Here is a 26446-nt window from a genome sequence, read left to right as displayed (position 1 = left end):
GCTCATCGACGTGCTGGTGGTCGACGATCAGGAGCTGGTGCGCGGCGGCCTGCGCCGAATCCTGCGCCGCCGTGACGGTTTCGCGGTGAGCGAATGCGCCGACGGTGATGAGGTGCCGGCCGCCGTCAGCGCGCACCGCCCGGACGTGGTGCTGATGGATCTGCGGATGAAACGCATCGGCGGCATCGAGGCCACCCGCACCCTGCGCGGCCGCGCCGACGCACCGCCGGTGCTGGTGCTCACCACCTTCGATGATGATCAATTGCTATCAGGCGCATTACGCGCGGGCGCGGCGGGATTCCTGCTCAAGGATTCTCCCGCCGAGGATCTGATTCGCGCCGTGCGCACGGTGGCGCTGGGCGGCTCCTGGCTGGATCCGTCGGTTACTCCGCGGGTGCTGACGGCATACCGGTCGGCACGTCCGACACCGGCGCCGGCCGACAGCCGCCTCACCGAACTGACCGCGCGCGAACTCGAGGTGCTCGAACTCATTGCCAAGGGGCGTGTCAACACGGAGATCGCGCGCGCCCTCGGTATCTCGGAGGTAACCGTAAAAAGCCACGTGGGGCACATTTTCGGGAAGCTGGGCCTGCGCGATCGGGCCGCGGCGATCGTGTTCGCGTTTGACCACGGTGTGGTTGCACCCGGAGAATCCAACTCTTGAGGGGTGAGGTGCGGAAACAGTCATCGCATACCGCCCATGGAGTTGGAGGTTGGACGGCGTGCAAGCACCGCCATCGCGGGCCGGCAGCAGGTTCGGGCCGTACGAGTTGCGCTCGTTGCTGGGCAAGGGCGGCATGGGTGAGGTCTACGAGGCCTACGACACCTCCAAGGATCGTGTCGTCGCCGTCAAGCTACTACCCGCCGAACTCGCGAAAGACCCCTCCTACCAGGAACGTTTCCGTCGTGAATCACAGGCGGCGGCACGGCTGGCCGAACCGCACATCATCCCGATCCACGATTGGGGCGAGTACGACGGCCAGCTCTACATCGATATGCGGCTGGTGCGCGGACAGGATCTGCGCAGCCTGCTGAACAGCCGGGGCGCGATGACACCGGCGCGCGCGGTGGGCATTGTCGAGCAGATCGCCGCGGCCTTGGACGCCGCGCACTACTCGGGTCTGGTGCACCGCGATGTGAAGCCGGCCAATATTCTGGTGACCGATGCGGATTTCGCATATCTCGCCGACTTCGGCATCGCCCGCACCGAGGGTGAGACCGGTATCACCATGGCGGGCACCGCCGTCGGCTCGTACGCATACATGGCCCCGGAGCGTTTCGACGACTCCGGGCCGGTGACCGGGCGCGCCGATCTGTATTCGCTCGGCTGTGTGCTGCACGAATGCCTCACCGGCAACAAGCCGTTCCCGGCGACCAATATGAGTGTGCTGATCCGCGGCCATCTTTCCGAAGCGCCGCCGCGACCGAGCCTGCAGCACTCCGGGATTCCGGCCGCGCTCGACGATGTGCTGGCGCGGGCGCTGGCCAAGGATCCGGGTAGCCGGTATCTCACGGCGGGCGAATTCGCCCGGGCCGCCCGCACCGCCCTCGCCGGTGGTCCGGTGCCGGCCGCGCCGACCGAGATCCTGCAGCCCGGCCGGATGGTGCCGCCCGCCGCGCCCGGCACGCTGACCCCCACACCGCCGCCCGCCGCGCCCACCACCGTGCTGCCCACCGTCCGCAGCTCGGATCCGACCGTGGTGCAACCGAATTCCGGCGGCTACCCGATATACACCACCGGCGCGTTCCCGCCGTCCGAGGAGGGGCCGGGCACCTCCGATCTGCCGGTCATCCTGCCGTCGGACCCGACCCGGGTGCGTGTCAGCGATTTCCACTATCAGCCGCTGCCGCAGAGCGCGCAACAACCTCAGGCGCAGGCGAAGCAGCCGGTCTGGGGCTACGGAGCGCCGCAGCAACCGGATTTCCCGTATGCGCCGACGCCCGATCCCTCGCTGTACCCGACCTCGGATCATCCCCGGCAGGATCCGGAGCCCGCGCCGTCCTACCGGCCGCGCCGCAAATCGATGGCGGCGCCGATATCGATCGGCGTTCTGGTGGTCGCCATTGCCGCCATCGCCGGTGCGGTGGGCTGGCAGGTCCTGGACCACTCCCGGAGCGAATCGCCGAGTACGACCGTGGCACAGGGCGATCCGAGCATCACCGTGCCGCTGTCGGGACCGAAGGCGTCAACCGCTCCCCCGGCGCAGACCACCGTCCAGTTGCCGGCCGGTTCGACTCCCTGCCCGCTGGTTTATCCGGCGCTCAACGGTTTCACCGGCTCCGCTATCGGATCCACTGTTACCAGTTGCCCTTTCGCGGAACAGGTTCGCCAGGCATATGCCGAGGCGACTGCGGGCCGCCCGGGTTCGGCAAGTAGTGTGGTGGTTGTCAGCCCGGTAACAAATCGGGCGTACACGATGAACTGCACGGCGACAGGGAAATTGGTCACCTGCATCGGTGGTGAGAACGCGGTGGTGTATGTCTACTGACCCGATTCCGGCCTGTCGCAAGGCCATTGCTCGGGGCTTTACCTTGGCGACGTTACTGGCGGCGTCCGCATGCGCGGTGCATGTGAGCTCTGCGGGTTCGCCCACGGCGGGGTCCGCGAGTGTGGCGCCTGCCGCCGAAACGGCTGCGGCGCCGGGTCTCTCGATGGTCGCGCCGAACTTGCCGGGCTTGTTCGGGCTGCCGAAATCCATTACGTTCGCAGCCGATTTCGCGGATCTGCAGTCCGGGCTGGACGGCCGCATCGGTCTCGCGGTCATGCCGGTCGGCGGCGGGGATATGACGGTGCTGGGGAACTGGAGCTCCGGAGTCGCGTGGTCGACCATCAAGGTGCCGCTCGCGCTCGCCGCGCTGCGCCGGGATCCGACCGGTTTGCGCTCCACCGCCGAGGCGGCCATCACCTTCTCCGATAATGATGCGGCGCAGGAACTCTGGAACTCGCTCGGGAACGGCGCCGAGGCCGCCGACGCGGTCGAATCGATCCTGCGCGAAGCCGGCGACGGATTCACCGATGTCGCGGCCCGGCACACCCGCCTGGCCATGATGGGGGCCGATGACGAACTCGCCTTCGGCGCCACCGATTGGTCGCTGACCGATCAGGTGCGCTTCGCGTCCAGACTGCCCTGCCTGCCGCGAGCCAATTCGGTTGTCTCGCTGATGAGTGACATCACGCCGAGTCAGAGCTGGGGTCTGGGCCGGCTCATCGGCGCGGAATTCAAGGGCGGCTGGGGTCCGGACGACGACACCGGCAAATACACTGTGCGGCAATTCGGTCTGGTACCGACACTCGCCGGGCCGATCGCGGTGGCCATGGCCGCCGAGCCCACCTCCGGCTCCTTCGACGACGCCACCGACATGATGGACAAGCTCGCGCTGCTGGTCGGCGATCACCTGCCTGATCTGCCCGGGGGGCTCTGCACGCACTAGTAGCATATGGAATCCCCCGGGGCGCACGGCAATCCTCGAGATTGACGCATACCGGTGAGTCCGCTAGGAAACAGGGACTCACCGCAGACGTTGGAGGTAACCGGGTGGACGCACCGTATTCGCTACGTCGCCGCTTCGCACGTGTCGCGGGCGGTGGTGCGGCGATCCTGCTGGTGGCGCTCCTGACCGGCTGCACCAGCAAGCCGGTCCTGGTACCCGATGCCACCACCGCCGCAGCCGGAGCGACCACCACCACCTCCGCGGTCAACCTCGCACTGCCCGGCACGCTCGCCTGGGATTTCGCCAATACGCTGCAACCCACGCTGAGCGGCAAGGTCGGACTGGCCCTCATGCCCGTCGGCAGCGATCGAGTGGTGGCGCTGGGCGATTGGACCACCGGAGCGGCCTGGTCGACGATGAAGGTGCCGCTGACATTGGCCGCGCTGCGCCAGAATCCGAGCGGTTATACCACCGCCGCGAGCGAGGCCATCACCGAATCCGACAATGCGGCCGCCGACGTGCTGTGGCAGTCGCTGGGCGCCGCGCCCACCGCCGCGGCGACGGTGCAGGCGGTACTGCGGGAGGGCGGCGACTCCGTCACCACGGTGCCCGCCACCCGGGCCCGCGCCGAATACTCGGCCTTCGGCCAGGCCGACTGGTCCATTGCCGATCAGCTGAAATTCGCCGCGCGACTACCCTGCCTGCCGCAATCCGATCCCGTCACCGCGCTCATGGGCAAGATCGTCTACGGGCAGCGCTGGGGACTCGGCTCGCTGGACGGCGCCGAATTCAAGGGCGGGTGGGGGCCCGATCCGAGCGGAAACTACCTGGTCCGGCAATTCGGGCTGGTGCCGGTCGACGGCGGGCAGATCGCCATCGCGATTGCCGCGCAGCCCACTTCGGGTTCCTTCGACGACGGCACCACCATGCTCACCAAGATCGCGGCGCTCATCGGCAAGCATCTGGGCGAACTACGCGGCGGCGCCTGCTGAGCGGGTTCCGAAAAAACCAGGCTTAACCAGCGGTTCACGGGGGCGCGACCCACAGGGCGCCGTACTCGGGGCAAGATAGGGCATATGCGCATCGGAGTCTTGACCGGAGGCGGAGACTGCCCAGGCCTGAACGCGGTGATCCGTGCTGTCGTTCGCACCTCGAACGGCCGCTGGGGTGATGCGATCATCGGCTTCCAGGACGGGTGGCGCGGGCTACTCGAGGATCGAAAGATCCAGATCCTGAACAATGACCGCACCGACCGGCTGCTCACCAAGGGCGGCACCATCCTCGGCACCGCACGCACCAATCCCGATGTGCTGCGCGCCGGATTGCCGCGTATCAAGCAGACTCTCGACGACAACGGCATCGACGCCCTCATCCCCATCGGCGGCGAGGGCACGCTGACAGCGGCCAGCTGGCTGGCCGAAGAGGGCGTGCCGGTGGTCGGCGTGCCCAAGACCATCGACAATGACATCGACTGCACCGACACCACCTTCGGCCACGACACCGCGGTCGCCATTGCCACCGAGGCCATCGACCGGCTGCACACCACCGCGGAATCGCATCAGCGCGTCATGCTGGTCGAGGTGATGGGACGGCATGCCGGCTGGATCGCCATGAACTGCGGTATCGCCTCCGGTGCGCACCTGACCCTGGTGCCCGAGGTGCCGTTCGATGTGGACGAGGTCTGCGCCATGGTGAAACGCCGCTTCCAGCGCGGTGATTCGCACTTCATCTGCGTGGTCGCCGAGGGCGCGCATCCGGCTCCCGACTCGATGTCGCTGCGCGACGGCGGAATCGACGAATTCGGGCATGTGAAGTTCACCGGCGTGGCACAGCAGCTGGCTCCGGAGATCGAGCGGCGCATCGGAAAAGAGGTGCGGGTGACCGTGCTCGGCCATGTGCAGCGCGGCGGGACACCGACGCCGTACGACCGCGTGCTCGCCACCCGCTTCGGGGTGCATGCGGCGGAAGCCGTGCACGCCGGGAACTTCGGGCAGATGGTGGCATTGCACGGGACCGAGGTCGACCTGGTTCCGCTCTCGGAGGCCACCAAGCAGCTCAAACTCGTTCCGCAGGACCGCTACCGGGAAGCCGCGGCCTTCTTCGGCTGAGACGACAATCGACACAATTGGGGCCCCGCACAGCGTGTGCGGGGCCCCAATTGCCGGTACTGCTTTACGTTTCAGCGCAAATCTGCCTGGACACTATCGAAACAGCCGGTTGCCAGTGCGGCGGTGAAGTTGTCCCATTCGGCCGGTCCGAATACCAGTTTCGGACCTGCCGGGTTCTTGCTGTCCCGCACTCCCACACCGCTATCGAGAAAAGCGATCTCAACACATTCCTTCGCGCCGGTACTGCGCGCGCTCTTGAACCACCTCACGCCGGACGGTTCGACGTTCACGTCTCGTACTCCTTCGCTGCCTTCCGCAAGAGATCCCTACTGGTGGCATCGTCCAGCGCAGAGCGCTGAAGAGCCTGGTACGCCTCGAGATACCGGTCGACTGCGGCCTGCTTCTCCAGGTACAGATCGCCCAGGAAGTTCTCCAGGTACACCACGGTGGGTTCGACCGGCTTGTTGCCGCTGTCCCGGCCGAAATCCAGAATCACGAAGGGCCCGACGGTATGCCCGATCGGGACGCCCGCTGAGAAGGGTAGTACACGCACAGCAATCGTCGGGAGTGTCGACATATCCGCGACGCGTCGCAATTGCGCGGCCATGGTGCGCGGACTGCCTACGACCCGGCGTAATGCCGATTCGTGCAGCACGATATCGAGGCTTGCAGCACTTCGCTTTCGGGTCAAAAGGGACTGTCGGCGGATCTTCAATTGCACTCTTCGGTCAATCTCATCGCGCGCAGCATCCGGCCAGTAATCACTGATCAGGACGCGCGCGTAGTCGGCGGTCTGCAGCAGGCCCGGGATCAGATCGGGCTGGTAGGAGATCAGGCCGCGGGCCGAAGCCTCCAGGCCCACATACACATTGAAACCCTCGGGAATGAGGTCGTCGTATTCGTGCCACCAGGACTTGACACTCGCCTGCTGGGCGAGTCCGACCACGGCGGTGGTGAATTCCTCATCGAAGTCGTATATGCGACATAATTCCCTAATGTCCAGTACGCGAATCTTTTCCGCGTTACCGGTTTCCAGGCGCTGGAGTTTCGACTCGCTCCACTCCATCAGGGCCGCCGCTTCGGCAATGGTCACATTGCATTGCATTCGCCCCTCACGCAGATATCGCCCCAGTTGACGGCGCGGCAGTGTAGAACCATGCTCGGACATCGAGTGCTCCCCCACGAAGGCAGTTTTCGGTCACTATGAACGATGCTCCCATGCGGTATGAATGCCGACCTGGCGCTTTCGCAAACTTTCCCGGGACGCGCGAATCCGGTTGCCCGCCGGTTCCGGCAATGCTGGACTTGAATCCGCGCCCGGCAAGAGCCGGAGCCCTCTCCTGGTCCCCCTCGTCCCCGTGCCGGGCGCGCCAACCTCCTACCGCCGCGCCAACCTCCTACCACCAAGCGCGGCAGTCTCCTTCACCCCTACGCGGCAGCCTCTCCACCCCTATCCGACGATCTGCATCACCACAATCGCCAACAGCACAAGCAGTGCCACCGCCGCCAACCCCAACACCACCAGCGCCGCAACCTGCGACCGCTCCGCCCCGCCGGCCCCCGGAACCGGTTGCTGTGGACCAGAATTCATCGGATACCCCGCCGCCGGACCGAACCCCCGCCCGGTGTTCTCCACCCCGGCAAACTGCGGCCCAGGCCCCCCGACCGCCGCAGCCGGGAATTGCGATGCACTCTCCCCTGACATCCCAGAGCCGGTCGACTCCACACCCGCCGCCGCACTCCCCGTCGGCCTCCCACCGCGCGCCCATCCCGGGTCCGCCGCCGAACCCCCCACCGCGGACCCACCTTCCGCCGCAGGCACAAACGCCCCAGACATCGGATTCCGCAGCCCCGGACCCGGATACACCTCCGCACCAGGGGTTCCGGCCGCTTCCGCAGCAGACTCCGCACCTGCCGCCACAATCGGACTATCGGCCGTCAAGACACTGTCCGGATCCACCGCTCCGGGGGCACTCCCGGCCGCTCCGCCGGCGGTGGAAGTCGCCGTATCGGCGGGTTCAGCAGCGGGCTGGGCCGGTTCGTCCGAGATGCCGGGTGCTCGGGATACCGGTTCGGCGGCCTGCCGCGACGAATGCCCCTCTCCACGCTCGGAATTCACGGCTTCGGGCAGCCCACTCGGCGGCGCAGCTGCTCCTTCCGAACCCTCGGGCTGGGGCGGCACACCCGGTTGCGATTGCGCTGCTCCGTACTCCGAGCTTCCAGGTCGCGACTCCGAGCTTCCGGGTCGCGACTCCGAGCTTCCGGGTTGCGACTCCGAGCTTCCGGGTCGCGGCGGAATGTCCGGCTGCTGCACCGAATCGGCGGCGTTCGATGGGTCGCTGTCCGATACCTGTGCCGCATGTTTCGGACGCGCGCCGGGATCTGCGGGTTGTGCCCCGAGGCTCGTGGGCGGTAACTCGGCAGCGCCGGGGGCGGTCCCGGGCAGTATGGACTGCGGTGCAGCGGCGGGGGAAGACTTCTGGTCGGTGGCGCACGACAGACGAGTGTCAGCGCCTGCCACCTGCGTTTCGGGCTTCGACCCCGGAGCGGGCTCCTCGTGCTGCGCACCATCACTCGCGGCCCGCCGCTCAGCGGTGCCGGAGAAGGACGGGGCGGATTCGGGGTGCGGGGGAACCCTTGGGGTCGGGAACGAATCGGTGGGTTGGGAATACAGAGCTTCCTGCGGTGTCGGCGAAGCTACCGGGTGCGGTACGACATCCGTCAACTGACCCGATGAATCCGAAGTCGGCACTTCTGGATTCGCCGGGTTCGAGGACGGACCGGAGGAGGGTGGTGGCGTGATCCGTTGCGGTACGGGGGTATTGGGATGCGAGGTGGGCGCCGACGGGCCCTGTGGATGCGGCGGCACGGCGGCGGGGATCGGCTGCTGCTGTGGGGCGAGTGCCGGTTGTTGCGGGGCGGGGTTACCGGCGGGATAGCCCTGCGGCGGCATCGGATAGGCGGCCGGGTAGCCCTGCGGCGGGGCGGGAGCGGGCGGGTAGTTCTGCGGCGGAGCGGCAGGCGGGTAGCTCTGGGGCGCGGCGGGGTAACCGGCGGGCGGGGCGTAGGCGGGCGCGGCGGGGGCATAGCCGGGCGGGGAAGACAGTTGGGGGGCAGGCTGATTCGGGAAGACGGGCTGACCCGGGGCGGCGGTGAGGGCGCGGCGGGCGGCTTTGGCGAATTCGCTGCAGGAGGGGAAACGGTCCATGGGGCGTTTGGCCATGCCCTTGGTGATGACCGCGTCCATGGCGGGGGTGAGGCCGGGGCGGCGGAGGCTGACCGGCGGGGGCAGCAGTTGCAGGTGGCCGCGAATGAGTTCGGACGGGTCCGGGGAGTCGAAGGGGCCCGCGCCTATGAGCAGCCAGTACAGAGCGCACGCCAGAGAGTATTGATCGGTGGTGTGATCGAGGTGTGCGCCGGTCATCTGCTCCGGCGAGGCGTAAGCCAGAGTGGCGGTGAACATTCCGCGCTGGGTCAGATGGGTGGAATCCTCCCGCAGGCGGGCGATGCCGAAGTCGGTGAGGAACACCCGTTCACCGTGGCCGCCGACGGCGCGCGCCAGAATGATATTGGCGGGCTTCACATCCCGGTGCAGCACGCCCATGGTGTGCGCGTAATCCAGTGCGGCGGCGACACCTTCGATGATCTGCACGGCCCGCTCCGGCGGCAGCATGGTGACATCCACCCCGGCGGCATCCACACCGTCGATGTACTGCATGGAGATCCAGAGCTGTTCGTCCTCGGTGCCGCGGTCGTACACCTCGACGATATTGGGGTGATCCAGCTGCGCCACCAGATCCGCCTCGCGATTGAAGCGAATGCGGATCTCCCTGTCCGCGAAGAGCTCCCGATTCAGCAGCTTCAAGGCGGTGAGCCGGCCCAGCCGTGGATGGCGGGCGAGATACACCGATCCCATCCCGCCCTGCCCGAGCAGCCGCTCAATGGTGAAACCGGCGAACACGTCACCGCTGTTCAACACTGCCCGACCCCCTTCCGGTGACGTACAAGTCCGTGAGCCTACCGCGCCCAGCGCTGCCTGACCTGGGCTGGGAACAGCCCGGAGCACCGGCCGTCTCAGCCCGGTGTCACCAGCCCGGACTCGTAGGCCAGTACCACCGCCTGCGCGCGATCACGCAGATTCAGTTTGGCGAAAACCTTCGATACATGGGTCTTCACGGTCTGTTCCGCGACGAAAAGATTATCGGCGATCTCGGCATTGGACAGGCCGTGTGCGACCAACTCCAGCACCTCCCGCTCACGCGGTGTGAGCACCGAGAGCGCGGGCGCCGGGGTACGGCGATTGCGGCGCTTGGTGACATCGGCGATGAGCCGGCGCGTCACGGTCGGCGCGAGCAGCGCATCACCGGCGGCGACCACGCGGACCGCGCGCACCAGTTCTTCCGCGGGTGCGTCCTTGAGCAGGAAGCCGCTCGCGCCGATACCCAGTGCCTCGTACACATAGTCGTCGATATCGAAGGTGGTGAGCATGAGCACCCGCACCGGCGGATCGAAGCCCGCCGAGAGAATCGCCCGGGCCGCGTCGAGCCCGTTCATCTCCGGCATGCGCACATCCATGAGCACCACATCCGGGCGCAATCGTTTCGCCTCCGCCACAGCGGTTTTGCCGTCGGGCGCATCCCCGATCACGCTGATATCGGGTTGCGCGGACAGCAGCGCACCGAACCCCTGCCGAACCATCGCCTGGTCGTCAGCGATCAAAACCGTTATCGCCACAATCCCACCTCGCACACCCCACCGAGTTTGCCACGTCCCCCACCCATCAGCCCCCACCCCCGCAACCTCGCACCCCAACACGCCCGCCCCAATCATCAAGCGTGCCGCACGCCGTGCTGATGCCCCTGATACGACTACGCCGATCCTCTCCCCACGCCGTTCCGATCGCCGTCGCGCGAGGGTGCCCGTTCTCTCATACGACCATGCCGTCCCCCTCATACGACCATGCCGTCCCCTCATACGACCATGCCGTCCCCCTCATACGGCGATGCTGGACCCCGTCTTCCCGGCATGCTTGTGGCCGGGATCCACAACGGATCCCGGCCAATTGCCGACGCGAAGGCGGCAGCGATTAGCGCACCTACATTCCGGCCAGCGCGTCGAAACCCAGCGCAGCCGTCGCGCTTCCGTCGCCGACAACAGCACTCAGCGGCAGTTCGGCGCGCACCTCGAAACCTCCGTCGGGACGCGGTGCAGCGGTGAGCGTCCCGCCGACCGCGAGGGCTCGGGCCTGCATCCCCGCGATGCCGCTGCCACCGGATTGATCGCCGTGGCCCGGACCGTGCGGGCGGTCATTGGTGATCGACAGGTTCAGCGCGGTGGTGCCGGCGATCCGCACCCACACCGGCGCACCGGGTGCGTGCCGCGACGCATTGGCCAGCGACTCCTGCACAATGCGGTACAGCGCGAGCCCGGTCGTCGCCGGGACCAGGTCGAGACTGCCGTCGATGGTCCAGGTGAGCGGCACTCCGGCGCGGCGGGCGCCCTCCAGCAGAGTCAGCACATCGGCGGCGGCGGGCTGCGGTGCGTGCTCGGGCAGCTGGCCGTCGCTGCGCAGCACACCCAGCAGTCCGCGAATCTCGTTGAGCGCGGCGCGGGCTCCCGAACCGATGGATTCGAACTCCTCGCGCGCCTCGGGCGACAGCCCGTCGATGCGGTAGGGCGCGGTCTGCGCCTGCACCACCACCATGGACATATGGTGCGCGACCACATCGTGCAGGTCGCGGGCGATGCGCGCCTTCTCCTCGAGGATGGCGCGGCGGGCCCGCTCCAGATCCGTCTCCTCGGCCTGCTTGAGCAGCGCCTGCCGGGACACCACCACCCAGCGCACCAGCAGACCCAGCACCACCAGGCCGGTGATGGCGATCGGCCAGCCCAGCCCGGCCTGCGCGAAACTGTCCCCGGTGGCCGCCATGGTGGTGGCGAACAGCAGCGAGGTGGCCAGCCACGCCACACCCACGATCTGCATGGGTGAGCGCACCGCCACCGCGAACACCAGCGCGAACAGGCACAGGATGTGCACCACCTGGAACGGCAGACTGTTCCCGTGCTGATGCGGCACCGCGAGCGAGATGAGCAGCGCCGATCCGGCCGAAACCGCCCATCCCAGAGCGGGATTCACCCGCATGAGCAGAATCGGGAAGGCCGCGAACCCGGCGATGAAGGGCTGCGCCGCCGCCGGCACCTGATGGGTGATGTGCAGCGTCGGCCACGCGACCGCGATGAAGATGATCGCGACCAGCACCGTGAATCCGTCGAACCACTGCCGCGCCCGCTGCCGTGACGCCGGCGAGCGCCCACTCTTCGCCAATTTACCGACCATGCTCTCGACGGTAGAGAACTCCGCGGCCCGGCACGTCATACCCCCGAGTGATCTAGCACCCCATACCGCAGTACTGCCGGTCGCCGTGGCTCCCCCACCCCGCCCATGCGGGAACAGCCCCCCAGCGTGAAGCCCGGATATCGCCCTGATTCCTAGCGTCATTCCCCATGAGAGCGTTCCCGTCCGACCCGGTCACTGCGCCCCACCCCACTCCGCTCGCGAGTGGCACCGCCCGAGCCCTGCCCGCCGCCGCCGCCGCACCGAACGTGGCGACCGGTGCCGATCGCGGCGGCCACCTCAGCAATCGAACCTCCCACGACGACCACCGCGCGGCAGTGTCCGAATCCGATCACCGCGCGGCAGAGTCGGTATCCACTCGCATCGACCAGGACCCGCCGCTCGTGGCGAGTGCGCCGTCGACGCCAGGTCGCCTGTACCGCTTCGGCATGCTCGCCACCGCCGCGTCCGTACTGTTCTCCGTCGCAGTAGCTTTCGCGCCTTCCGCGAGCGCCGCCGCAACCGCACCGGCGGTCGCGGAGGATGCCGGTGCACGCGCCGGAATCCTCGAATCGGCTGCCGCACAGCCCAACCCGTCCGATATCCCCGAGGCCTTCGTCGCCGAAGCCGGATACCGCCCGGTCATCGAGGCAGGCATGCTGGTCGATCCGCACGGCGACTGCTCCTCCCCCATCCCCCTCCCCCGGGAGTTCGACCTCGCCTGCAAGGCCCACGATCTCGGTTACGACCTGCTCCGCTACGCCGACAACCGGGGCCATCCCCTCGGCCCCTGGGCCCGCCAAACCGCCGACGCCGCATTGGAACAGCGCATGTACGCCTCCTGCGATACCCGCACCAACCCCGCATCCCGCGCCGAATGCCAGGTAATGGCAGGCGTAGCCAGCACCTTCGTAGACCTCAACTCCATCCGCCAGCACTACGGCGTTCCCGTCCACGAACCGGCCCTCGACAACGCCTTCGGCCCCTCCCACTCCCTCCTCCCCGCCGGAATCGCCGCCCTGACAATCGGATCCATCGCAGCCGCAGTGACATTCCGCCGCGCAGCCCGCACCTCCACCAGCCGCCCGCGCGTGATGGCGGTGGCGTAATGAACAACCACAGCACTGCGCCGACGAGCCCCGCGAACGGGCGGGGCAACGAGTTCCACGGTGCGGCGACCACAAGCGGCACAACAGATCTCGGACCCCGGATCTCGCCACCCTCCATCGCCGAAGAGCACCGCGGCGAATTCCGGGAACCGGTGGCTGCATCCCCGCACGCGGAACCTGGCACGCGAACTGCTCCGCCTCGAAGCGATAGCCCGACCGTCGCCGAGCGCCCGAACTCGGACGTGACCACTGCGCCGAGGGAACGCTCGAAGCGCCTGCGCGGCAACCGCACGGCGTTTCAGGGCGGGCCGACCGCCGATCCCCGATCTGCGCCGGCTCGCATCGCTGCGGATGGCGACGCTGCCGGGGCGCACAAATCCGGGGGTACGCGTGTGAGAGTCGGGCTGCCCCGGGTGGGGACCACGGTGGGCGTGGGGTTCGGGGTGCTGGCTTCGCTGGCGCCGGGGTTGTTGCCGCGGACTCCGACTGCGCAGGCGGTGGTGACCGCGGTGTTGGTGTTGCTCGGGCTGACCGTGGTGGGGCTCGGGCGGGTTATGGTGCGGCGGATGGGGTTCGGTGGGGTGCCGACGCGGTGGCGGGGAGCGGCGCTGGTGGTGGCCGGGGCGGCGGTGCTCGTCGCGATGGCGCAGGCGCAGGATTGGCAGAACCGGTTGCGGGGTGCGATGGGGGTGTCGACTGTCGGACCCTGGTACTGGGTGCAGTGGGCGATCGGGTCGGCGCTGATCACCGGGGTGGTCGTCGGCGGCGTTCTCGGAATCCGCTGGGTGGTGCGGCGATTGGGGCGGATGCGCAGCCTCGCGCTACTGCTGGGGGCCGGGGTGGCAGCACAGTTCGTGGTGGTGCCCACCGTTGTCGACTGGCGGAAAGCCGCCTACGCGTCGGCGAATGCGTTTGTCGATCCGGGTTTGTCACAACCGATTTCGTCGTCGAGGTCGGGTAGCCCGGTGTCGGCGGCGAGCTGGCCGTCACTGGGTGCGCAGGGCCGCAAGTTCGTGACCGGGGCTCCGACGCAGGCGGTGCGGGTGTATGTGGGATTGAACTCCGCGCCTGATCTGAATGCGCGGGTGGCGCTTGTCATTCGAGAGCTGGAACGTTCGGGCGGACTGCAGCGCGGCAATCTGGTGGTCACCGTGCCGACCGGATCCGGCTGGATCGACGGTGAAGCGGCCGCCGGTCTCGATCAGCGCTTCGGCGGCGATGTGGCGCTGGTCGGACTGCAGTATTCGGAGGCGCCCAGCTGGGCGACCTTCGTCTTCGGCCGCAAGGCCGCCGAACAGTCCGCCCGCGCCCTGTTCGATGCTGTCGAACAACGGATTTCGACGCTGCCGCACCCGCCGAAGCTGTACGTCTACGGTCAGAGCCTCGGCGCGCTGGGCGGCAGCGCGATCTTCACCGATGATGCCGATCAGGCCCGCCGCACCTGCGCGGTGCTCTGGGCCGGACCACCTGCCGGTGCGGTACACCGCAGCGGCGCAACGATTCTCGCCAATGCATCCGACCCCGTGGTCCGCTGGTCTCCGGCTTTGCTGTGGCGCGCACCGAATCTCACCGGCACCCGCCCGGATGCCCCTGTCCCCGGCTGGATTCCGTTCGTCAGCTTCATCCAGACCAGCGCGGACCTCCTCGGCGCGCTCGACGCCCCCTCCGGCCACGGCCACCGCTACGGCACCGATCAAGGTACGGCGCTGGGCAGCTGCTGACTCGGAGTGGCTCAGCGCAAAAAGAAACAGCTCCCGGCCGGTTACAACCAGCCGGGAGCCAAATCAGCCTGTCCGATCAGATGATCGGACTCGATCTCAAGCGACCGGGCCGCGCGCCGCCTCGTAGGCCGCGCCCACACGGTAGAGCCGGTCGTCGGCCAGCGCCGGCGCCATGATCTGCAAGCCCACCGGCATACCGTCGTCCTTGCTCAGCCCGGACGGCACCGACATACCGCAGTGCCCGGCCAGGTTGGTCGGCAGCGTGCACAGATCGGAGAGGTACATGGCCAGCGGATCGTTGACCTTCTCGCCCAGCTTCCACGGCGTGAACGGGCTGGTCGGCGAGACCAGCACATCGACCGACTCGTACGCCCGGTCGAAGTCGCGCGCGATGAGCGTGCGGACCTTCAGCGCCTGACCGTAGTAGGCGTCGTAGTAACCGGCCGACAGCGCATAGGTGCCGATCATGATGCGGCGCTTGACCTCCGGGCCGAACCCGGCCGCACGGCTGAGCGACATGACCTGATCCGCACTGTGCGACCCGTCGTCGCCGACGCGCACCCCGTACCGCATGGAATCGAAGCGCGCCAGGTTCGAGGACACCTCCGACGGCAGGATGAGGTAGTAGGCGGCCAGCGCGTGCACGAAGTTCGGGCAGGACACCTCCAGCACCTCGGCGCCGAGCTCCTTCAACTGCGCCACAGCGGCATCGAAGGAATTGATGACACCCGGCTGGTAGCTGTCGGAGTGCAGCTCCCGCACCACACCGACCTTCACACCGGTCAGATCACCCTTGGCGCCCTCGCGGGCGGCGGCGACCACCGGTGGCACCGGCACATTGCGCGAGGTGGAGTCGCGCGGGTCGTACCCGGCGATAACCTCGTGCAGCAGCGCGGTATCCAGCACAGTGCGACCACACGGCCCACCCTGATCCAGCGAGGACGCACAGGCGATCAGGCCGTACCGGGAGACGGTGCCGTAGGTGGGCTTGGTGCCCACGGTCGCGGTGACCGCGGCGGGCTGGCGAATGGAACCACCGGTATCGGTGCCGATGGCCAGCGGGGCCTGATACGAGGCGAGCGCCGCCGCCGAACCACCGCCGGAACCGCCCGGAATCCTGGTGGTATCCCACGGGTTCCGGGTCGGGCCGTACGCCGAGTTCTCGGTGGAGGAGCCCATGGCGAACTCGTCCATATTCGTCTTGCCCAGAATCGGGATGCCCGCCTGCCGCAGCCGCGTGGTCAGCGTCGCGTCGTACGGCGAGACCCAGCCCTCGAGGATCTTCGATCCACAGGTGGTCGGCATATCGGTGGTGGTGAAAACGTCCTTGAGCGCCAAGGGAACACCGGCCAGCGGCGAGGCGACGGTGCCGGCGGCGATCGCGCGATCCACCTCGGCGGCGGTCAGCAGCGCCTGCTCACCCGCGACGTGCAGGAAAGCATTGATCTCACCGTCGACCTCGCCGATGCGCTGGATGTGCGCCTCGGTGACCTCGACCGAGGAAACCTCACGGGCGTGGATTTTCTCGGCAAGCTCCGCGGCGGAAAGCTTGGTCAGCTCGGCTGCGCCCGCTGTTCGCTCGCTCATGCGCCCTCTCCCAGAATCTGCGGAACCAGGAACCGCTGGTCCTCGGCCGCGGGCGCGCCGGAGAGCGCCTGCTCAGGCGTGAGGCAGGGCTGCTCCACATCCGGGCGCGTCACATTGGTCGCGGGGTTCGGGGAGGCGGTGGCGGGGACATCGGCCGCGGCGACCTCGGAAATCTGCGCGACGTAGGTCAGGATGGAATCCAACTGACCGGCGTACAGATCGAGTTCGTCATCGGTCAAAGCGAGCCGGGACAACCGGGCGAGATGTGCGACCTCGTCCCTGGAGATGGCGGGCACCGCGGGACCCCTTTCGGCTGGTTCGAGCATGAAGATTCGGCATCCGACAGCCTAGCGGGGTGCACCGGGAGCGCCGTGGCAGGTGCCATCGGGCGCCGAATCAGCGCCCGCGATACCTTGGTTGGACACCCACCCGCATCGATACGTAACCGACCGGTAAGTGGCCTAGGTCACACCCACGGCTTCGATTCGATAACCCGCACCGGAGGGTGTAAATATTGCGGGACTCGGGTACCCGTCCGAAAGTCTCGGTCGCACAGGAAAGAAAGGAAGGCACGTGTCATACCTGCTTCGCGTGCAACTTCCGGATCGTCCAGGCAGTCTCGGTTCGCTCGCTCTCGCGCTCGGTTCCGTAGGCGCCGATATCCTCTCGCTGGATGTCGTCGACCGCGGTGACGGTTTTGCGATCGACGACATAGTGGTCGAGGTTCCGACGGGCGCACTTCCGGACACCCTCATTACCGCAGCGGAATCCGTACACGACGTACAGGTCGATTCGCTGCGCCCGTACTCGGGCATGCTCGACACCCATCGCGAACTCGAGCTCATCGACCAGGTCGCCAATGCACGCGACGACCGGCTGCAGGTGCTGGTCGACGGCGTACCGCGGGTGCTGCGGGTCGGCTGGAGCACGGTTCTGGATATGGGCCCGCAGGGCGCCTACCGCGTGGTGGGCAGCCAGAGCGCCCCGTCCACCCAGGCGTCCTCCGCGCCGTGGATGCCGCTCGAGAAGCCGGCCATCCTGGACGGCGAGGGCGATTGGGTGCCTGAGCTGTGGAAGGACATGGACACCAAGCTGGCCGCCGCACCGCTGGGCAATACCGGCAAGGTACTCATGCTGGGCCGCCCGGGCGGCCCGGATTTCCGCCCCTCCGAGGTGGCGCGCCTGGGCTATCTCGCGGGGATAGTCGCCACCGTCCTGGGCTGATTTTCTACTCTTTCGCGCCGGTGTGAGCTCTCTCGCACCGGCGCGAATCGTTTGCCGGGCACGGGTTTTCCTGCCGTCGCCCCTGCTCTGCCTCATATTCTCAGGTTTTATCTACTATTCAGCTCAGTAGGTCATCTACTATGTAGCTACGTAGAAAAGCCGCCGATCACGCGGCGCACCTGCGAACAGAGAGGCAGAGTCGCCTTGCTCAATTACCGATCGACACCGAAATCACGGGCCCGGCGGATATCCGTCACAGTGGCGCAACTGGTCGGCGCCACCGCTGCCGCCACCATCGCGGCGGGACCCGCTGCCGCGGAATCCTATTCGCGCGGCGAATCGCCGGGACCGGGCCGCTCCAACTCCCAGGGCGATACCTCCGGCGCCCATCACGGCGATCCGCTCGGCTACCACCACACCGATGCGAATCCGCAACGGCAGAACGAACATTGGCAGAATCGGCGCGAGCTCGGCTCATCGCCGCAGACTCCCCCGCGGACCGGCAACGGGGGCGGGAATACCAATAGCACCTGGAACGCAATCGACAATCCGGACGGCGCCGGCTGGTCTGTCTGCCGCCCCCAAGCGAGTTGGTGCTGAATGACTACCGCGACCGATACCCCGACCACTCGTAATCTGCGCCGCACCGCGTTCACACCGGTCGCTGTCGCCGTATTAGCCACTGCCGGAATGACTTTCGGCGCGGGCATTGCGGAGGCCGAGGAGCGTAAGACGCGCCCCGGCGCGGCCTGCCTGTGGGCCGGGGACGCCTATCCGTCCGGCGCCACGGTCATCGCGGGCGGCGGCGCCTACCGCTGCGGCACCGATCAGAATGCGCCGCACTGGTTCGCCGAGGGCTCCACCGGCAAGGCGAGCACCGTGCGCAACCCCGGGGCCGTCACCGCGCCCGCCGGTCAATTCAGCACGGGCGCACGGCAACCCGGCACCAGTTATAACGACTACTGCGTCACCAATCAGCTCATCCCCGGTACCGACGATGTGTACCAGGTCGTCCGGGCGGGCGACGGCACGATGATGTGGAAGGCCGCCGCACCGATCTCGCAGTGGCAGTTCGATTCCGCGCGGCCGGACGCCACCTGGCGCACCGGAAGCCTCTGCTACGACGGCAGTTTGATGTAGGTTGGCCGGCCTCGCAGATCCGAGCGCGGGTCGATCCGGTGCGGCCGCGTGCTAGGTGAGAGGCAGCCGCATGACGGTCAAGGGCAGGCCCGCCATGGTGTTCCAGCCGCGTTCGGGCACCGGGATGAAGCCCAGTCGCTCGTACATGCGCCGGGCGTCGACCATATCGGGCATGGTGGTGAGCACCACGGCCGCAAATCCCTCGGTGCGCGCGGCCTCGATCACATAGCGCACCAGTGCCGTACCGACACCGGATCCGCGGGCCTGCTTGGCCGTGGCGAGCATGCGGAACTCCAGTTCGCCCGGCCGGGCGATATCGGCGAACGGCGTCCCGGGTCGCGCCATGGTCAGCGAGCCGATGACCGTACCGTCCTGCACGGCCACCAGAATCTCGGCCGCCGCGGCGCGGGTCACGGTATCGGCAAGCTCTGCCACATAGGGGCTTTCGGGCATCACATAGCCCTCACCCACATAGACGTCGACCGTCAATGCGCCGATCGCCGCGTAATCACCGGGCTCGGCATCCCGGATCCGCACATCACTCATCACCACAACTCCATCCTCAGCAACGGTCCCCCAGCACAATCGGTGGCCCTTCCCCACGAGCCGGTGCGGACGTCCGGCGTCCGCACCGGCCCGTACTCCGTCAGGAGACGGCCTCCGGCCCGCCCTCGAGCAGCCGCTCGAAGGCATCCTCGTCCAGGATCGGGACCCCGAGTTCCTCGGCCTTCTCCGCCTTGGAACCGGGAGACTCGCCGATGACCACGAAGGCCGTCTTCTTGGAGACCGATCCGGCCGCCTTACCGCCCCGGATCAGGATGGCCTCCTTGGCGCCGTCGCGGGTAAACCTTTGCAGCGAGCCGGTTACCACGATCGAGAGACCCTCGAGATTGCGCTCGATCGATTCGTCCCGCTCGTCCTCCATGCGCACTCCGGCCGCGGCCCACCGGTCGACGATGTCGATATGCCACGGCACGGTGAACCATTCCTGCAGTGCGGCGGCAATGGTCGGGCCGACACCGTCGACGGCGGCCAGTTCCTCATCGGAGGCTTCCCGAATCCGGTCCATACTGCCGAAGGCGGTGGCCAAAGCCCGTGCGGCCGTAGGGCCTACGTGCCGGATGGACAATGCCACCAGCACCCGCCAGAGCGGGCGATCCTTGGCGGCGTCCAGATTCTGCAGCAGGCGTTTGCCATTGGCGGAGAGGGTGCCGTCCTTGTTCGTGAAAAGTGTGGTGGTGAGCAGCGTGTCCTCGTCGAGGGCGAACAGTTCGCCCTCATCGCTGATGGCGCCGGACTTGAGCAGATCGATGGCCGCCTCGTAGCCGAGCGCTTCGATATCGAAGGCGCCCCGCCCCGCGACGTGAAAGACCCGCTCCCGCAACTGCGCCGGGCAGTACTGCTGATTGGGGCAGCGAATATCGGCGTCGCCCTCCTTGGCGGGCGCCAGCTCGGTGCCGCATTCCGGGCAGTGGGTCGGCATGACGAACTCGCGTTCCGCGCCGGTGCGGGCGTCCACCACGGGACCGAGCACCTCGGGAATGACATCACCGGCCTTGCGAATGGTGACGGTGTCGCCGATGAGCACACCCTTGCGCTTCACCTCGGACGCATTGTGCAGGGTGGCCATCGCGACCGTGGAGCCCGCGATGCTGACCGGCGCCATGACCGCGAACGGCGTAACCCGGCCGGTACGACCGACATTCACCTGGATGTCGAGCAGCTTGGTGGTGGCTTCCTCGGGCGGATACTTGTAGGCGATGGCCCAGCGCGGGGCGCGGGAGGTGGCGCCCAGCCGGCGCTGCAGCGCGAAATCGTCGACCTTGATCACCTGGCCGTCGATCTCGTGCTCGATATCGTGGCGGTGCTCGCCCCAGTAGGCGATGCGATCGAGCACGGCCTGCACACCCTGCACCCGCACGGTGTGCGCGGACACCGGCAGTCCCCAGGCGGCCAGGGCCCGGTATGCCTCGTATTGTGATGCGGCACTGAAGCCTTCGGTCCGGCCGAAGCCGTGGCAGATCATGTGCAGCCTGCGCCGCGCGGTGACCGCCGGATCCTTCTGCCGCAGTGAACCGGCCGCGGTATTACGCGGATTCGCGTACGGCGCTTTACCTTCCGCGACGATCGAGGCATTGAGCGCCTCGAAATCGGCGAGGGTCATATACGCCTCACCGCGCACCTCGAGCAGCTTCGGCACCGGGAACTCGTCGGTGCCGATCAGCTCGTGCGGGATATCGTCGATGGTGCGAGCATTCAGGGTGACGTTCTCACCGGTGCGCCCGTCGCCGCGGGTGGCGCCGCGTACCAGCTTCCCGTCCTCGTAGACGAGATTGAGCGCGACACCGTCGATCTTGACCTCGCAGACGAAGTGCGTATCCGCCCCCGTCTCGGTTTCGATGCGGCTGATCCAGACCCGCATCTCCTCCTCGTTGAACACATTGTCGAGCGAGTACATCCGCTCCAGATGATCGACCGGCGCGAATTCGGTGGTGAACCCACCGCCGACCACCTGGGTCGGTGAATCGGGCGTGCGTAGGTCCGGATGCGCCTCCTCCAGCGCGACCAGCCGCTGGAACAGCTCATCGAACTCACCGTCGGTGATGATCGCCGCGTCCCGCACGTAGTACCGGAACTGGTGGTCGCGCACGAGCTCGGCCAGCTGCTGCCACTCGACCCGTTCGTCCCCACTCGCCGCGGTGCGCTCGTCCCCATCCGCCGGGGTGATTTCGATACCCGATTCGCTCACAACAGGCACATTAGCGGGTCCGGCCGACACCTTCGTGCGACATTCCCGCACGTCGCGCGGGTTGCGCGGCGATCATCGCCGGATCGATCCACCCCGGGGAACATCACCGCAGCAGTGCGGGTTGGACCGGTCATGGACATCGCCACAGCGGTCGAATTCGCGCGCTCGCACAGCAAGTCGGTGCTCACCACCATCCGCAAGGACGGTCGCCCGCAGCTCTCGAATGTGCTGCACTGGACCGGCGATGACGGGATCATCCGCATCTCGATCACGGCCGATCGGGCCAAATATTTCAATCTGCTCCGGGAGCCGTGGGCGGCCCTGCATGTGAGCAGTGCCGATTTCTGGTCCTATGCGGTGCTCGAAGGTACGGCCGAGGTCTCGCCGGTGGCGGCCGATCCGGACGATGCGACGGTGGAGGAATTGGTGTCCTACTACCGCACGCTCACCGGCGAGCATCCCGATTGGAACGATTACCGCCGGGCCATGGTCGCCGACCGCCGCGCGGTCGTCCGGATCAGGCCCTCGCACGTCTATGGATTGGTGCGTTGATCAGGCGAGCACGGCCCCGCCGTCCAGCGTCAGCACGGTGCCGGTCGCATGCGGCTGCGTGAGGAAGAACAGGAACGCCTGCGCGATGTCCTCGACCTCGGCGATCCGGCGCAGCGGCGTGCCAGCGGCGGTATCGGCGTAGAACTGTTCGCGCCCGTCTTCGGGGAAAGCCCAGAGCGGGGACCGGACCACGCCCGGCATGACGGCATTGACCCGGATCGGCGCGAGCTCGACGGCGAGCGCACGGGACAGCGTCTCCACCGCGCCGCAGAGGCTCGAGGTGACCGTGGAACCCGGCACCGGACGCGGGCCGGCGGTACCGGTGGTCAGCGTGATCGAACCGTCCGGCCGCAGCTGTGGCACAGCCGCCTGAACCGCCGCAAGAACGCCGAAGTAGCGGAGCTCGAAGAACTTTCGCGCCTCGGCGAGATCCAGATCGGCGAGCGGCGACAGCAGCAGCGCCTCACCGGCGGTGTACACCAGGTGATCGAGTGCGCCGATTTCCTCGAACAATGCACGCACCCGATCGCCGTCGGTCAGATCGGCAACGTAACCGGTACTGCCCGAGGGCAATTCGGCCAAGGTGCGATCGATATTGGCGCGACTGCTGGAAACCACGGTGACCTTCGCACCCCGCTCCGCGGCGGATGCCGCGACCGCGAAACCGATGCCGGAGGTGCCACCGAGAACTACTACATGCTGGCCTGCGAGGGACATTGGAGAGCCTTTCGTGCTGTCGGAAACTGCTCTCCTACTTTCGCTTCCGCAGGTCACAACCGTCCAAGACCTAAACCGTCGCCTGTAATACCCTGAGGGCATCATGACCGATCTCGATCTCCGCAAGTTGCGATACTTCGTCGCCGTGGCCGAGCACATGCATTTCGGGCGGGCGGCCGAACAGCTCTACATCGCCCAGCCGGTGCTGTCCCGGCAGATTCGGGCGCTGGAGGACGAGCTCGGGGTACAGCTGTTCGAACGTGATCGCCGCGGCACCGCCCTCACCGCCGCGGGCGAACAATTGCTGCTCGATGCCCGGCCGCTGCTGGAAGGCGCACAAGCGTTGCACCGCAGGGCCGTTCGCGCCGCCCACGGCACCGACACCTTCACGGTCGGCTTCATGCCCGGCCTCATCGTGTCCGCCCCCGTACGCGCCATGGCCGCCCGGCACCCTGAACTCACTGTCGAACTGGTGCGCACGACGTGGGACGATCAGACGACCGTCGTCCGCGACGGCCGCGTCGACATCAGCTTCGTCCGCCCGCCGATCGATTCGGAGGGCCTGCGCACCCGTCCGCTCTACACCGAGCCCCGAGTCGTCCTGGTGTCCACCGACCACCCGCTGGCCGGCAAGGAATCCGTCGCACTGGCCGATCTGGCGGACGATCATCTCCTGCAAGATCCGGACATGTTCCCCGAATGGCGTTCTGCCGCAACAGATCCGCGCGCACAGAGCCGACCCGTCCCGGTCTTCCACAGTGTCGAAGAGAAGCTCGAACATGTCGCGGTAGGCCGAGGCATCGCCTTCCTGCCCCTCTCGGTGGCCACCTTCTACACCCGCCCGGACATCACCTACATCGCGGTCTCGGACCTGTCCCCCGGCGAGGTGAACCTGGCCTGGGACAGTGTCCGCCGCAGCCCGCTCATCGACGAATTCGCCGATCTCGCAGCGGGTTAGCCGTTTTCAGCGGCTTCCTTGACACCGGTTACGAGCATCTGCCACATGCCGCGGGAGTGCTCGGCCTCGTCCTCACTGGCATTGTTGTCCTGACTCAGCGACAGGTGCGTCGTCTCGCCATTGCCGGTCAGCTCATAGGTGAGCGTGTGATAGTTCTCCGGAACATCCGGCTGGCCGCTGAGCGGGCTGTAGTGGGTCATCTTCAGGAGCCGATCAGGCTCGACCGCGAGCAACTCACCCTTGTCCTCGTACGGCCGTCCCTCGTAGACACCCTTCCAAGTAATGGGGCTGTTCACCTGCCAGTCAGTGCTCACGTCGGCCCCGAACATGAACTTGCGGATCTGCTCGGGATCGGTCAAGACGGCCCACACCTGCTTAGGAGAGGCGTTGATGTCGGTTTCTGCGGTAGCTACGTATCCAGTCATTGGATTCTCCCATTGGTTGGTTCCTCGACTGTAAGAATTTTCGCACACTGCGGTCTTGGAAATAAGCGACAAAAAGAACAAAGAAAAGGACGCCCGGACAAGAACGGAGAAACTGGCAAAGACCAAGGGAGCGAAAGATTCCGGTCAGTCCGCCAGTCTGAATATCCTTATATCACAATCGTTTTCGCCTGTTGGGGTCTGTTTTCCAGCGGTAGAATAGAGGTATGAATCCGGGGGGAGAATCCACCATCGTATCGAGTGCACACGCACTCGATACCGCCGTGGAAAACCTCCTGGACGCCTCCCTCACACCACTGCTGGACGAGGAATTCATCGCAGTGATGCGTGAGGTCGAAACCAGCATGCGCAAACTCGAAGCCGTCAAGCACCGGTTCGTCACCGAAACCTGCACCCGCTCCCTCGCGGCCCGCGCCGGATCAGCGTCCCCGATCAAATTCTTGGAACAAACCCTGCGGCTCTCGCACGCTGATGCGGCCTCGCGGGTCAACGCCGCCAAGCAACTGAGCCCGCAACCAGCCCTCGGCGGCGAGCTGGAACCGGAACTGGCCTACGTCGCCCAAGCCCAACGCGCCGGGGACATCTCCGTCGATCACGTGCGCCGGATCGCGCAGGTCCTCAAGCGCATCCCCTGTGCCGCCGACCCCGGCCAGAAGGACCTCGCCCAAGACGTGCTGACCACCTACGCCCGCACCGGCAGCCCCGACAAGCTGGTCGATCTCGGGGAGGTCATCCTGGCGAACATCGACCCCGACGGCACCCTCACCCAGGACAAGGACCGCGAACGCATGCGCGGGCTCACCCTCGGACGCAAACGCGCCGACGGGATGTCCCCGTTGATCGGGGAGATCACCGAGCCCTTGCGGGAAGTCCTGGAGCCGTTGCTGGCCAAGTTCGCCCGCCCGGGCATGTGCAACCCCGCCGATCCGGACAGCCCGAAGGTCGCCGACCGTACCCTCGACCGCCAGAAACTGAAGGCTGCGGCCGAGCGTGATACCCGCTCGGCGGCGCAACGCAACCATGATGCGTTGCTGGCGGTGCTGCGGTTTCAGCTCGACCGCCCCAAGCTCGGCTCCCACCGCGGGCTGCCCGTGGAAGCGATCATCACCATCCGTGTGGAGGACCTCGAGCGTGGTGCCGGGATCGCGACCACCGCCACCGGGGGCACCCTGACCATCCCGCAAGCCCTGGAGTTGGCCGCCGGGACCCGACCGTTGTTGGTGGTGTTGAACAAGGCCGGGCTGCCGCTGTATTTGGGGCGCGGGCGAGACCGGTTGGCCACGCCCGCACAACGACTGGCGTTGATCGCTTCCGACAAGGGTTGCACCCGCCCCGGGTGCAGCGCCCCCGCGAGCCTGGCGGCCGCTCATCACGTCACCGGGTGGGCCGAAGGCGGGCCCACCGATATCGACAACCTCACCCTCGCGTGCGATGGCTGCCACGCGATGATCCACGACGGCCCCGGCGGCTGGAAAACCATTGTCATGGGCGAGGATACGCAGTTCCCGGGCCGGACCGGGTGGATCGCCCCACCCCACATCGACCCCACCGGGACCCCACAGGTGAATCACCTGCATCACACCGGTGAGCTGATGGCCGGTGCCCTGAGCGAGATCCGGGCCCGGGAACGGTTGCAACGCGAGCGACGGCGAGCATGGCTCGACGCCCGCAAAACCACCACCACCCGCGAATAAGTGGACTCGCCCCTTGTGGACACCGTCAGGTTGATCCTGACGGTGCTACAAGCTGTTGCCCACCAAGGTTGCACGGGCTCTTTCTCTTCGATCCCTTCTCTCCAGGCGTCCCTTGGTCTTTCCGGTCCTCGTCTTTTCGCGTTTTCTCTCTGAAACCGGACCACAACCAGTCTTCCGGCCGGTACCGCAGCTTCCCTCGTCACCGCGGAAGGTCAACCGGGTACCCCACCCGACGCCACCAGCACGGCCCTCTCGGGCCCTGCCCGCACCCAGAGACCCAACACCACCCCTCGACCCACGCAACCCAGGTGCACCGACCTGCCTCGGCCTCGAATCCACCCGGAGCGGGCACCACACACGCCTTCTCGACGGCCACACAGCCAGCCGTCCGCACGGCACAGACCCGATAACCGCTGTGCCGCTGAGACACCCGCTGTTCAGTCCTCAGGAGCCGACGGCTTCTATGCCGAAACGGTCGGTGCACCTGGGTTGGTTGCGTCCCGGGCAGGGTTGGTCTGGCACGGGGTGCGGGCAAAGCCCGAGATGGCCGTGCTGGGCACGTGGGGAGCCGTACCCGGTTGACCTTCCGCAGTTGGGAGAGGTACCTGCGGTACTGGCGGGGTCGACCGGCTGTGGTCCCGTTCTCGAGAACAAGACACGAAAAGACGAAGACTTCTC

24 protein-coding genes are annotated in these 26446 nt (G+C 67.2%); 13 read left to right on the top strand and 11 right to left on the bottom strand.

What is annotated here, in order from left to right:
* The first annotated feature begins 10 nt into the window (after nt 1-10).
* The 5 genes from ABZX86_RS14785 (at nt 11) to ABZX86_RS14765 (ending at nt 5540) form a co-directional block, all read left to right on the top strand.
* Nucleotides 11-664 carry a response regulator transcription factor gene (locus ABZX86_RS14785; RefSeq protein ID WP_355123857.1) on the top strand — a complete coding sequence of 218 codons (654 nt, stop codon included), beginning with the start codon at nt 11-13 and terminating at the stop codon, nt 662-664.
* A gap of 58 nt (nt 665-722) precedes the next feature.
* The gene (locus ABZX86_RS14780) at nt 723-2489 is read left to right on the top strand and encodes a protein kinase (RefSeq protein ID WP_355123656.1); all 1767 of its coding nucleotides are present in this window, start codon (nt 723-725) and stop codon (nt 2487-2489) included.
* Between the two features lie 163 nt (nt 2490-2652).
* Nucleotides 2653-3432 (top strand): hypothetical protein, encoded by a 780-nt coding sequence (locus tag ABZX86_RS14775; RefSeq protein WP_355123654.1) that lies wholly within the window; start codon nt 2653-2655, stop codon nt 3430-3432.
* Nucleotides 3433-3536: 104 nt separating this feature from the next.
* Complete coding sequence (locus ABZX86_RS14770; RefSeq protein WP_355123653.1) at nt 3537-4424, top strand: hypothetical protein; 888 nt, start codon at nt 3537-3539, stop codon at nt 4422-4424.
* Nucleotides 4425-4508: 84 nt separating this feature from the next.
* Complete coding sequence (locus tag ABZX86_RS14765) at nt 4509-5540, top strand: ATP-dependent 6-phosphofructokinase (RefSeq protein WP_297611418.1); 1032 nt, start codon at nt 4509-4511, stop codon at nt 5538-5540.
* A 71-nt stretch (nt 5541-5611) separates the two neighbouring features.
* Here ABZX86_RS14765 and ABZX86_RS14760 read toward each other — a convergent pair whose 3' ends face one another.
* The 5 genes from ABZX86_RS14760 to ABZX86_RS14740 all read right to left on the bottom strand — a co-directional run bounded on the left by ABZX86_RS14760 (nt 5612) and on the right by ABZX86_RS14740 (nt 11877).
* Nucleotides 5612-5830 (bottom strand): DUF397 domain-containing protein, encoded by a 219-nt coding sequence (locus ABZX86_RS14760; protein WP_355123651.1) that lies wholly within the window; start codon nt 5828-5830, stop codon nt 5612-5614.
* A complete protein-coding gene (locus ABZX86_RS14755) occupies nt 5827-6708 on the bottom strand; it encodes a helix-turn-helix transcriptional regulator (RefSeq protein WP_355123649.1) in 882 nt (293 codons plus the stop codon). The genes ABZX86_RS14760 and ABZX86_RS14755 overlap by 4 nt, the downstream gene beginning before the upstream one ends.
* Before the next feature lie 282 nt (nt 6709-6990).
* The gene (locus ABZX86_RS14750) at nt 6991-9519 is read right to left on the bottom strand and encodes a protein kinase (RefSeq protein WP_355123647.1); all 2529 of its coding nucleotides are present in this window, start codon (nt 9517-9519) and stop codon (nt 6991-6993) included.
* A gap of 95 nt (nt 9520-9614) precedes the next feature.
* The gene (locus tag ABZX86_RS14745) at nt 9615-10274 is read right to left on the bottom strand and encodes a response regulator transcription factor (protein WP_355123645.1); all 660 of its coding nucleotides are present in this window, start codon (nt 10272-10274) and stop codon (nt 9615-9617) included.
* 361 nt (nt 10275-10635) lie between these two features.
* A complete protein-coding gene (locus tag ABZX86_RS14740) occupies nt 10636-11877 on the bottom strand; it encodes a histidine kinase (RefSeq protein ID WP_355123643.1) in 1242 nt (413 codons plus the stop codon).
* A 167-nt stretch (nt 11878-12044) separates the two neighbouring features.
* On the opposite strand from ABZX86_RS14740, the gene ABZX86_RS14735 reads away from it, so the two are divergent.
* Both ABZX86_RS14735 and ABZX86_RS14730 read left to right on the top strand, forming a co-directional pair.
* Entirely contained in the window at nt 12045-12983 is a 939-nt protein-coding gene (locus ABZX86_RS14735; RefSeq protein WP_355123641.1) for a hypothetical protein, read from the top strand.
* 392 nt (nt 12984-13375) lie between these two features.
* A complete protein-coding gene (locus tag ABZX86_RS14730; RefSeq protein WP_355123639.1) occupies nt 13376-14704 on the top strand; it encodes an alpha/beta-hydrolase family protein in 1329 nt (442 codons plus the stop codon).
* 96 nt (nt 14705-14800) lie between these two features.
* Here the strand turns inward: ABZX86_RS14730 and gatA are convergent, their stop codons facing one another.
* Together gatA and gatC are read right to left on the bottom strand one after the other, a co-directional pair.
* Nucleotides 14801-16291 carry an Asp-tRNA(Asn)/Glu-tRNA(Gln) amidotransferase subunit GatA gene (gene gatA, locus ABZX86_RS14725; protein ID WP_355123637.1) on the bottom strand — a complete coding sequence of 497 codons (1491 nt, stop codon included), beginning with the start codon at nt 16289-16291 and terminating at the stop codon, nt 14801-14803.
* Nucleotides 16288-16587 carry an Asp-tRNA(Asn)/Glu-tRNA(Gln) amidotransferase subunit GatC gene (gene gatC / locus ABZX86_RS14720; protein WP_297611537.1) on the bottom strand — a complete coding sequence of 100 codons (300 nt, stop codon included), beginning with the start codon at nt 16585-16587 and terminating at the stop codon, nt 16288-16290. The genes gatA and gatC overlap by 4 nt, the downstream gene beginning before the upstream one ends.
* Before the next feature lie 277 nt (nt 16588-16864).
* Between gatC and ABZX86_RS14715 the strand changes: the two genes are divergently transcribed.
* From ABZX86_RS14715 to ABZX86_RS14705, 3 genes are all read left to right on the top strand, one after another.
* On the top strand, nt 16865-17515 hold the full coding sequence (locus ABZX86_RS14715; protein WP_355123635.1) for an amino acid-binding protein: 651 nt from the start codon (nt 16865-16867) through the stop codon (nt 17513-17515).
* 258 nt (nt 17516-17773) lie between these two features.
* On the top strand, nt 17774-18115 hold the full coding sequence (locus ABZX86_RS14710) for a hypothetical protein (RefSeq protein ID WP_355123633.1): 342 nt from the start codon (nt 17774-17776) through the stop codon (nt 18113-18115).
* Nucleotides 18116-18655 carry a hypothetical protein gene (locus ABZX86_RS14705; protein ID WP_355123631.1) on the top strand — a complete coding sequence of 180 codons (540 nt, stop codon included), beginning with the start codon at nt 18116-18118 and terminating at the stop codon, nt 18653-18655.
* Between the two features lie 51 nt (nt 18656-18706).
* Here ABZX86_RS14705 and ABZX86_RS14700 read toward each other — a convergent pair whose 3' ends face one another.
* On the bottom strand, nt 18707-19201 hold the full coding sequence (locus tag ABZX86_RS14700) for a GNAT family N-acetyltransferase (protein WP_355123629.1): 495 nt from the start codon (nt 19199-19201) through the stop codon (nt 18707-18709).
* Nucleotides 19202-19301: 100 nt separating this feature from the next.
* Nucleotides 19302-21383 (bottom strand): NAD-dependent DNA ligase LigA, encoded by a 2082-nt coding sequence (gene ligA / locus ABZX86_RS14695; RefSeq protein ID WP_355123854.1) that lies wholly within the window; start codon nt 21381-21383, stop codon nt 19302-19304.
* Between the two features lie 153 nt (nt 21384-21536).
* On the opposite strand from ligA, the gene ABZX86_RS14690 reads away from it, so the two are divergent.
* Nucleotides 21537-21956 carry a PPOX class F420-dependent oxidoreductase gene (locus tag ABZX86_RS14690; RefSeq protein ID WP_355123628.1) on the top strand — a complete coding sequence of 140 codons (420 nt, stop codon included), beginning with the start codon at nt 21537-21539 and terminating at the stop codon, nt 21954-21956.
* Here the strand turns inward: ABZX86_RS14690 and ABZX86_RS14685 are convergent, their stop codons facing one another.
* Nucleotides 21957-22673 (bottom strand): SDR family oxidoreductase, encoded by a 717-nt coding sequence (locus ABZX86_RS14685; protein WP_355123626.1) that lies wholly within the window; start codon nt 22671-22673, stop codon nt 21957-21959.
* A 103-nt stretch (nt 22674-22776) separates the two neighbouring features.
* On the opposite strand from ABZX86_RS14685, the gene ABZX86_RS14680 reads away from it, so the two are divergent.
* Nucleotides 22777-23631, top strand: coding sequence for a LysR substrate-binding domain-containing protein (locus tag ABZX86_RS14680; RefSeq protein WP_355123624.1), 855 nt, complete (start codon nt 22777-22779; stop codon nt 23629-23631).
* Here the strand turns inward: ABZX86_RS14680 and ABZX86_RS14675 are convergent.
* Nucleotides 23628-24056 carry an SRPBCC domain-containing protein gene (locus tag ABZX86_RS14675; RefSeq protein WP_355123622.1) on the bottom strand — a complete coding sequence of 143 codons (429 nt, stop codon included), beginning with the start codon at nt 24054-24056 and terminating at the stop codon, nt 23628-23630. The genes ABZX86_RS14680 and ABZX86_RS14675 overlap by 4 nt on opposite strands.
* Before the next feature lie 224 nt (nt 24057-24280).
* Here ABZX86_RS14675 and ABZX86_RS14670 point away from each other — a divergent pair, with 224 nt between their 5' ends.
* Nucleotides 24281-25768: a DUF222 domain-containing protein gene (locus tag ABZX86_RS14670; RefSeq protein WP_355123620.1), complete on the top strand. Its 1488-nt coding sequence runs from the start codon at nt 24281-24283 to the stop codon at nt 25766-25768.
* Nucleotides 25769-26446 lie beyond the last annotated feature (678 nt).

This window comes from Nocardia sp. NPDC006630, from assembly GCF_040611495.1.
Lineage (GTDB): Bacteria > Actinomycetota > Actinomycetes > Mycobacteriales > Mycobacteriaceae > Nocardia.
Note: the sequence above shows the minus strand (reverse complement) of the source record. Positions and strands in the feature narration are given on the sequence as shown.

Coding starts and splice junctions, on each gene's coding strand:
- ABZX86_RS14680 (WP_355123624.1), top strand. CDS start 22,777: ATGACCGATCTCGATCTCCGCAAGTTGCGATACTTCGTCGCCGTGGCC.
- ABZX86_RS14690 (WP_355123628.1), top strand. CDS start 21,537: ATGGACATCGCCACAGCGGTCGAATTCGCGCGCTCGCACAGCAAGTCG.
- gatA (WP_355123637.1), bottom strand. CDS start 16,291: ATGAGCGAGCGAACAGCGGGCGCAGCCGAGCTGACCAAGCTTTCCGCC.
- ABZX86_RS14755 (WP_355123649.1), bottom strand. CDS start 6,708: ATGTCCGAGCATGGTTCTACACTGCCGCGCCGTCAACTGGGGCGATAT.
- ABZX86_RS14775 (WP_355123654.1), top strand. CDS start 2,653: ATGGTCGCGCCGAACTTGCCGGGCTTGTTCGGGCTGCCGAAATCCATT.
- ABZX86_RS14670 (WP_355123620.1), top strand. CDS start 24,281: ATGAATCCGGGGGGAGAATCCACCATCGTATCGAGTGCACACGCACTC.
- ABZX86_RS14735 (WP_355123641.1), top strand. CDS start 12,045: ATGAGAGCGTTCCCGTCCGACCCGGTCACTGCGCCCCACCCCACTCCG.
- ABZX86_RS14765 (WP_297611418.1), top strand. CDS start 4,509: ATGCGCATCGGAGTCTTGACCGGAGGCGGAGACTGCCCAGGCCTGAAC.
- ABZX86_RS14705 (WP_355123631.1), top strand. CDS start 18,116: ATGACTACCGCGACCGATACCCCGACCACTCGTAATCTGCGCCGCACC.
- ABZX86_RS14740 (WP_355123643.1), bottom strand. CDS start 11,877: ATGGTCGGTAAATTGGCGAAGAGTGGGCGCTCGCCGGCGTCACGGCAG.
- ABZX86_RS14685 (WP_355123626.1), bottom strand. CDS start 22,673: ATGTCCCTCGCAGGCCAGCATGTAGTAGTTCTCGGTGGCACCTCCGGC.
- ABZX86_RS14675 (WP_355123622.1), bottom strand. CDS start 24,056: ATGACTGGATACGTAGCTACCGCAGAAACCGACATCAACGCCTCTCCT.
- ABZX86_RS14700 (WP_355123629.1), bottom strand. CDS start 19,201: ATGAGTGATGTGCGGATCCGGGATGCCGAGCCCGGTGATTACGCGGCG.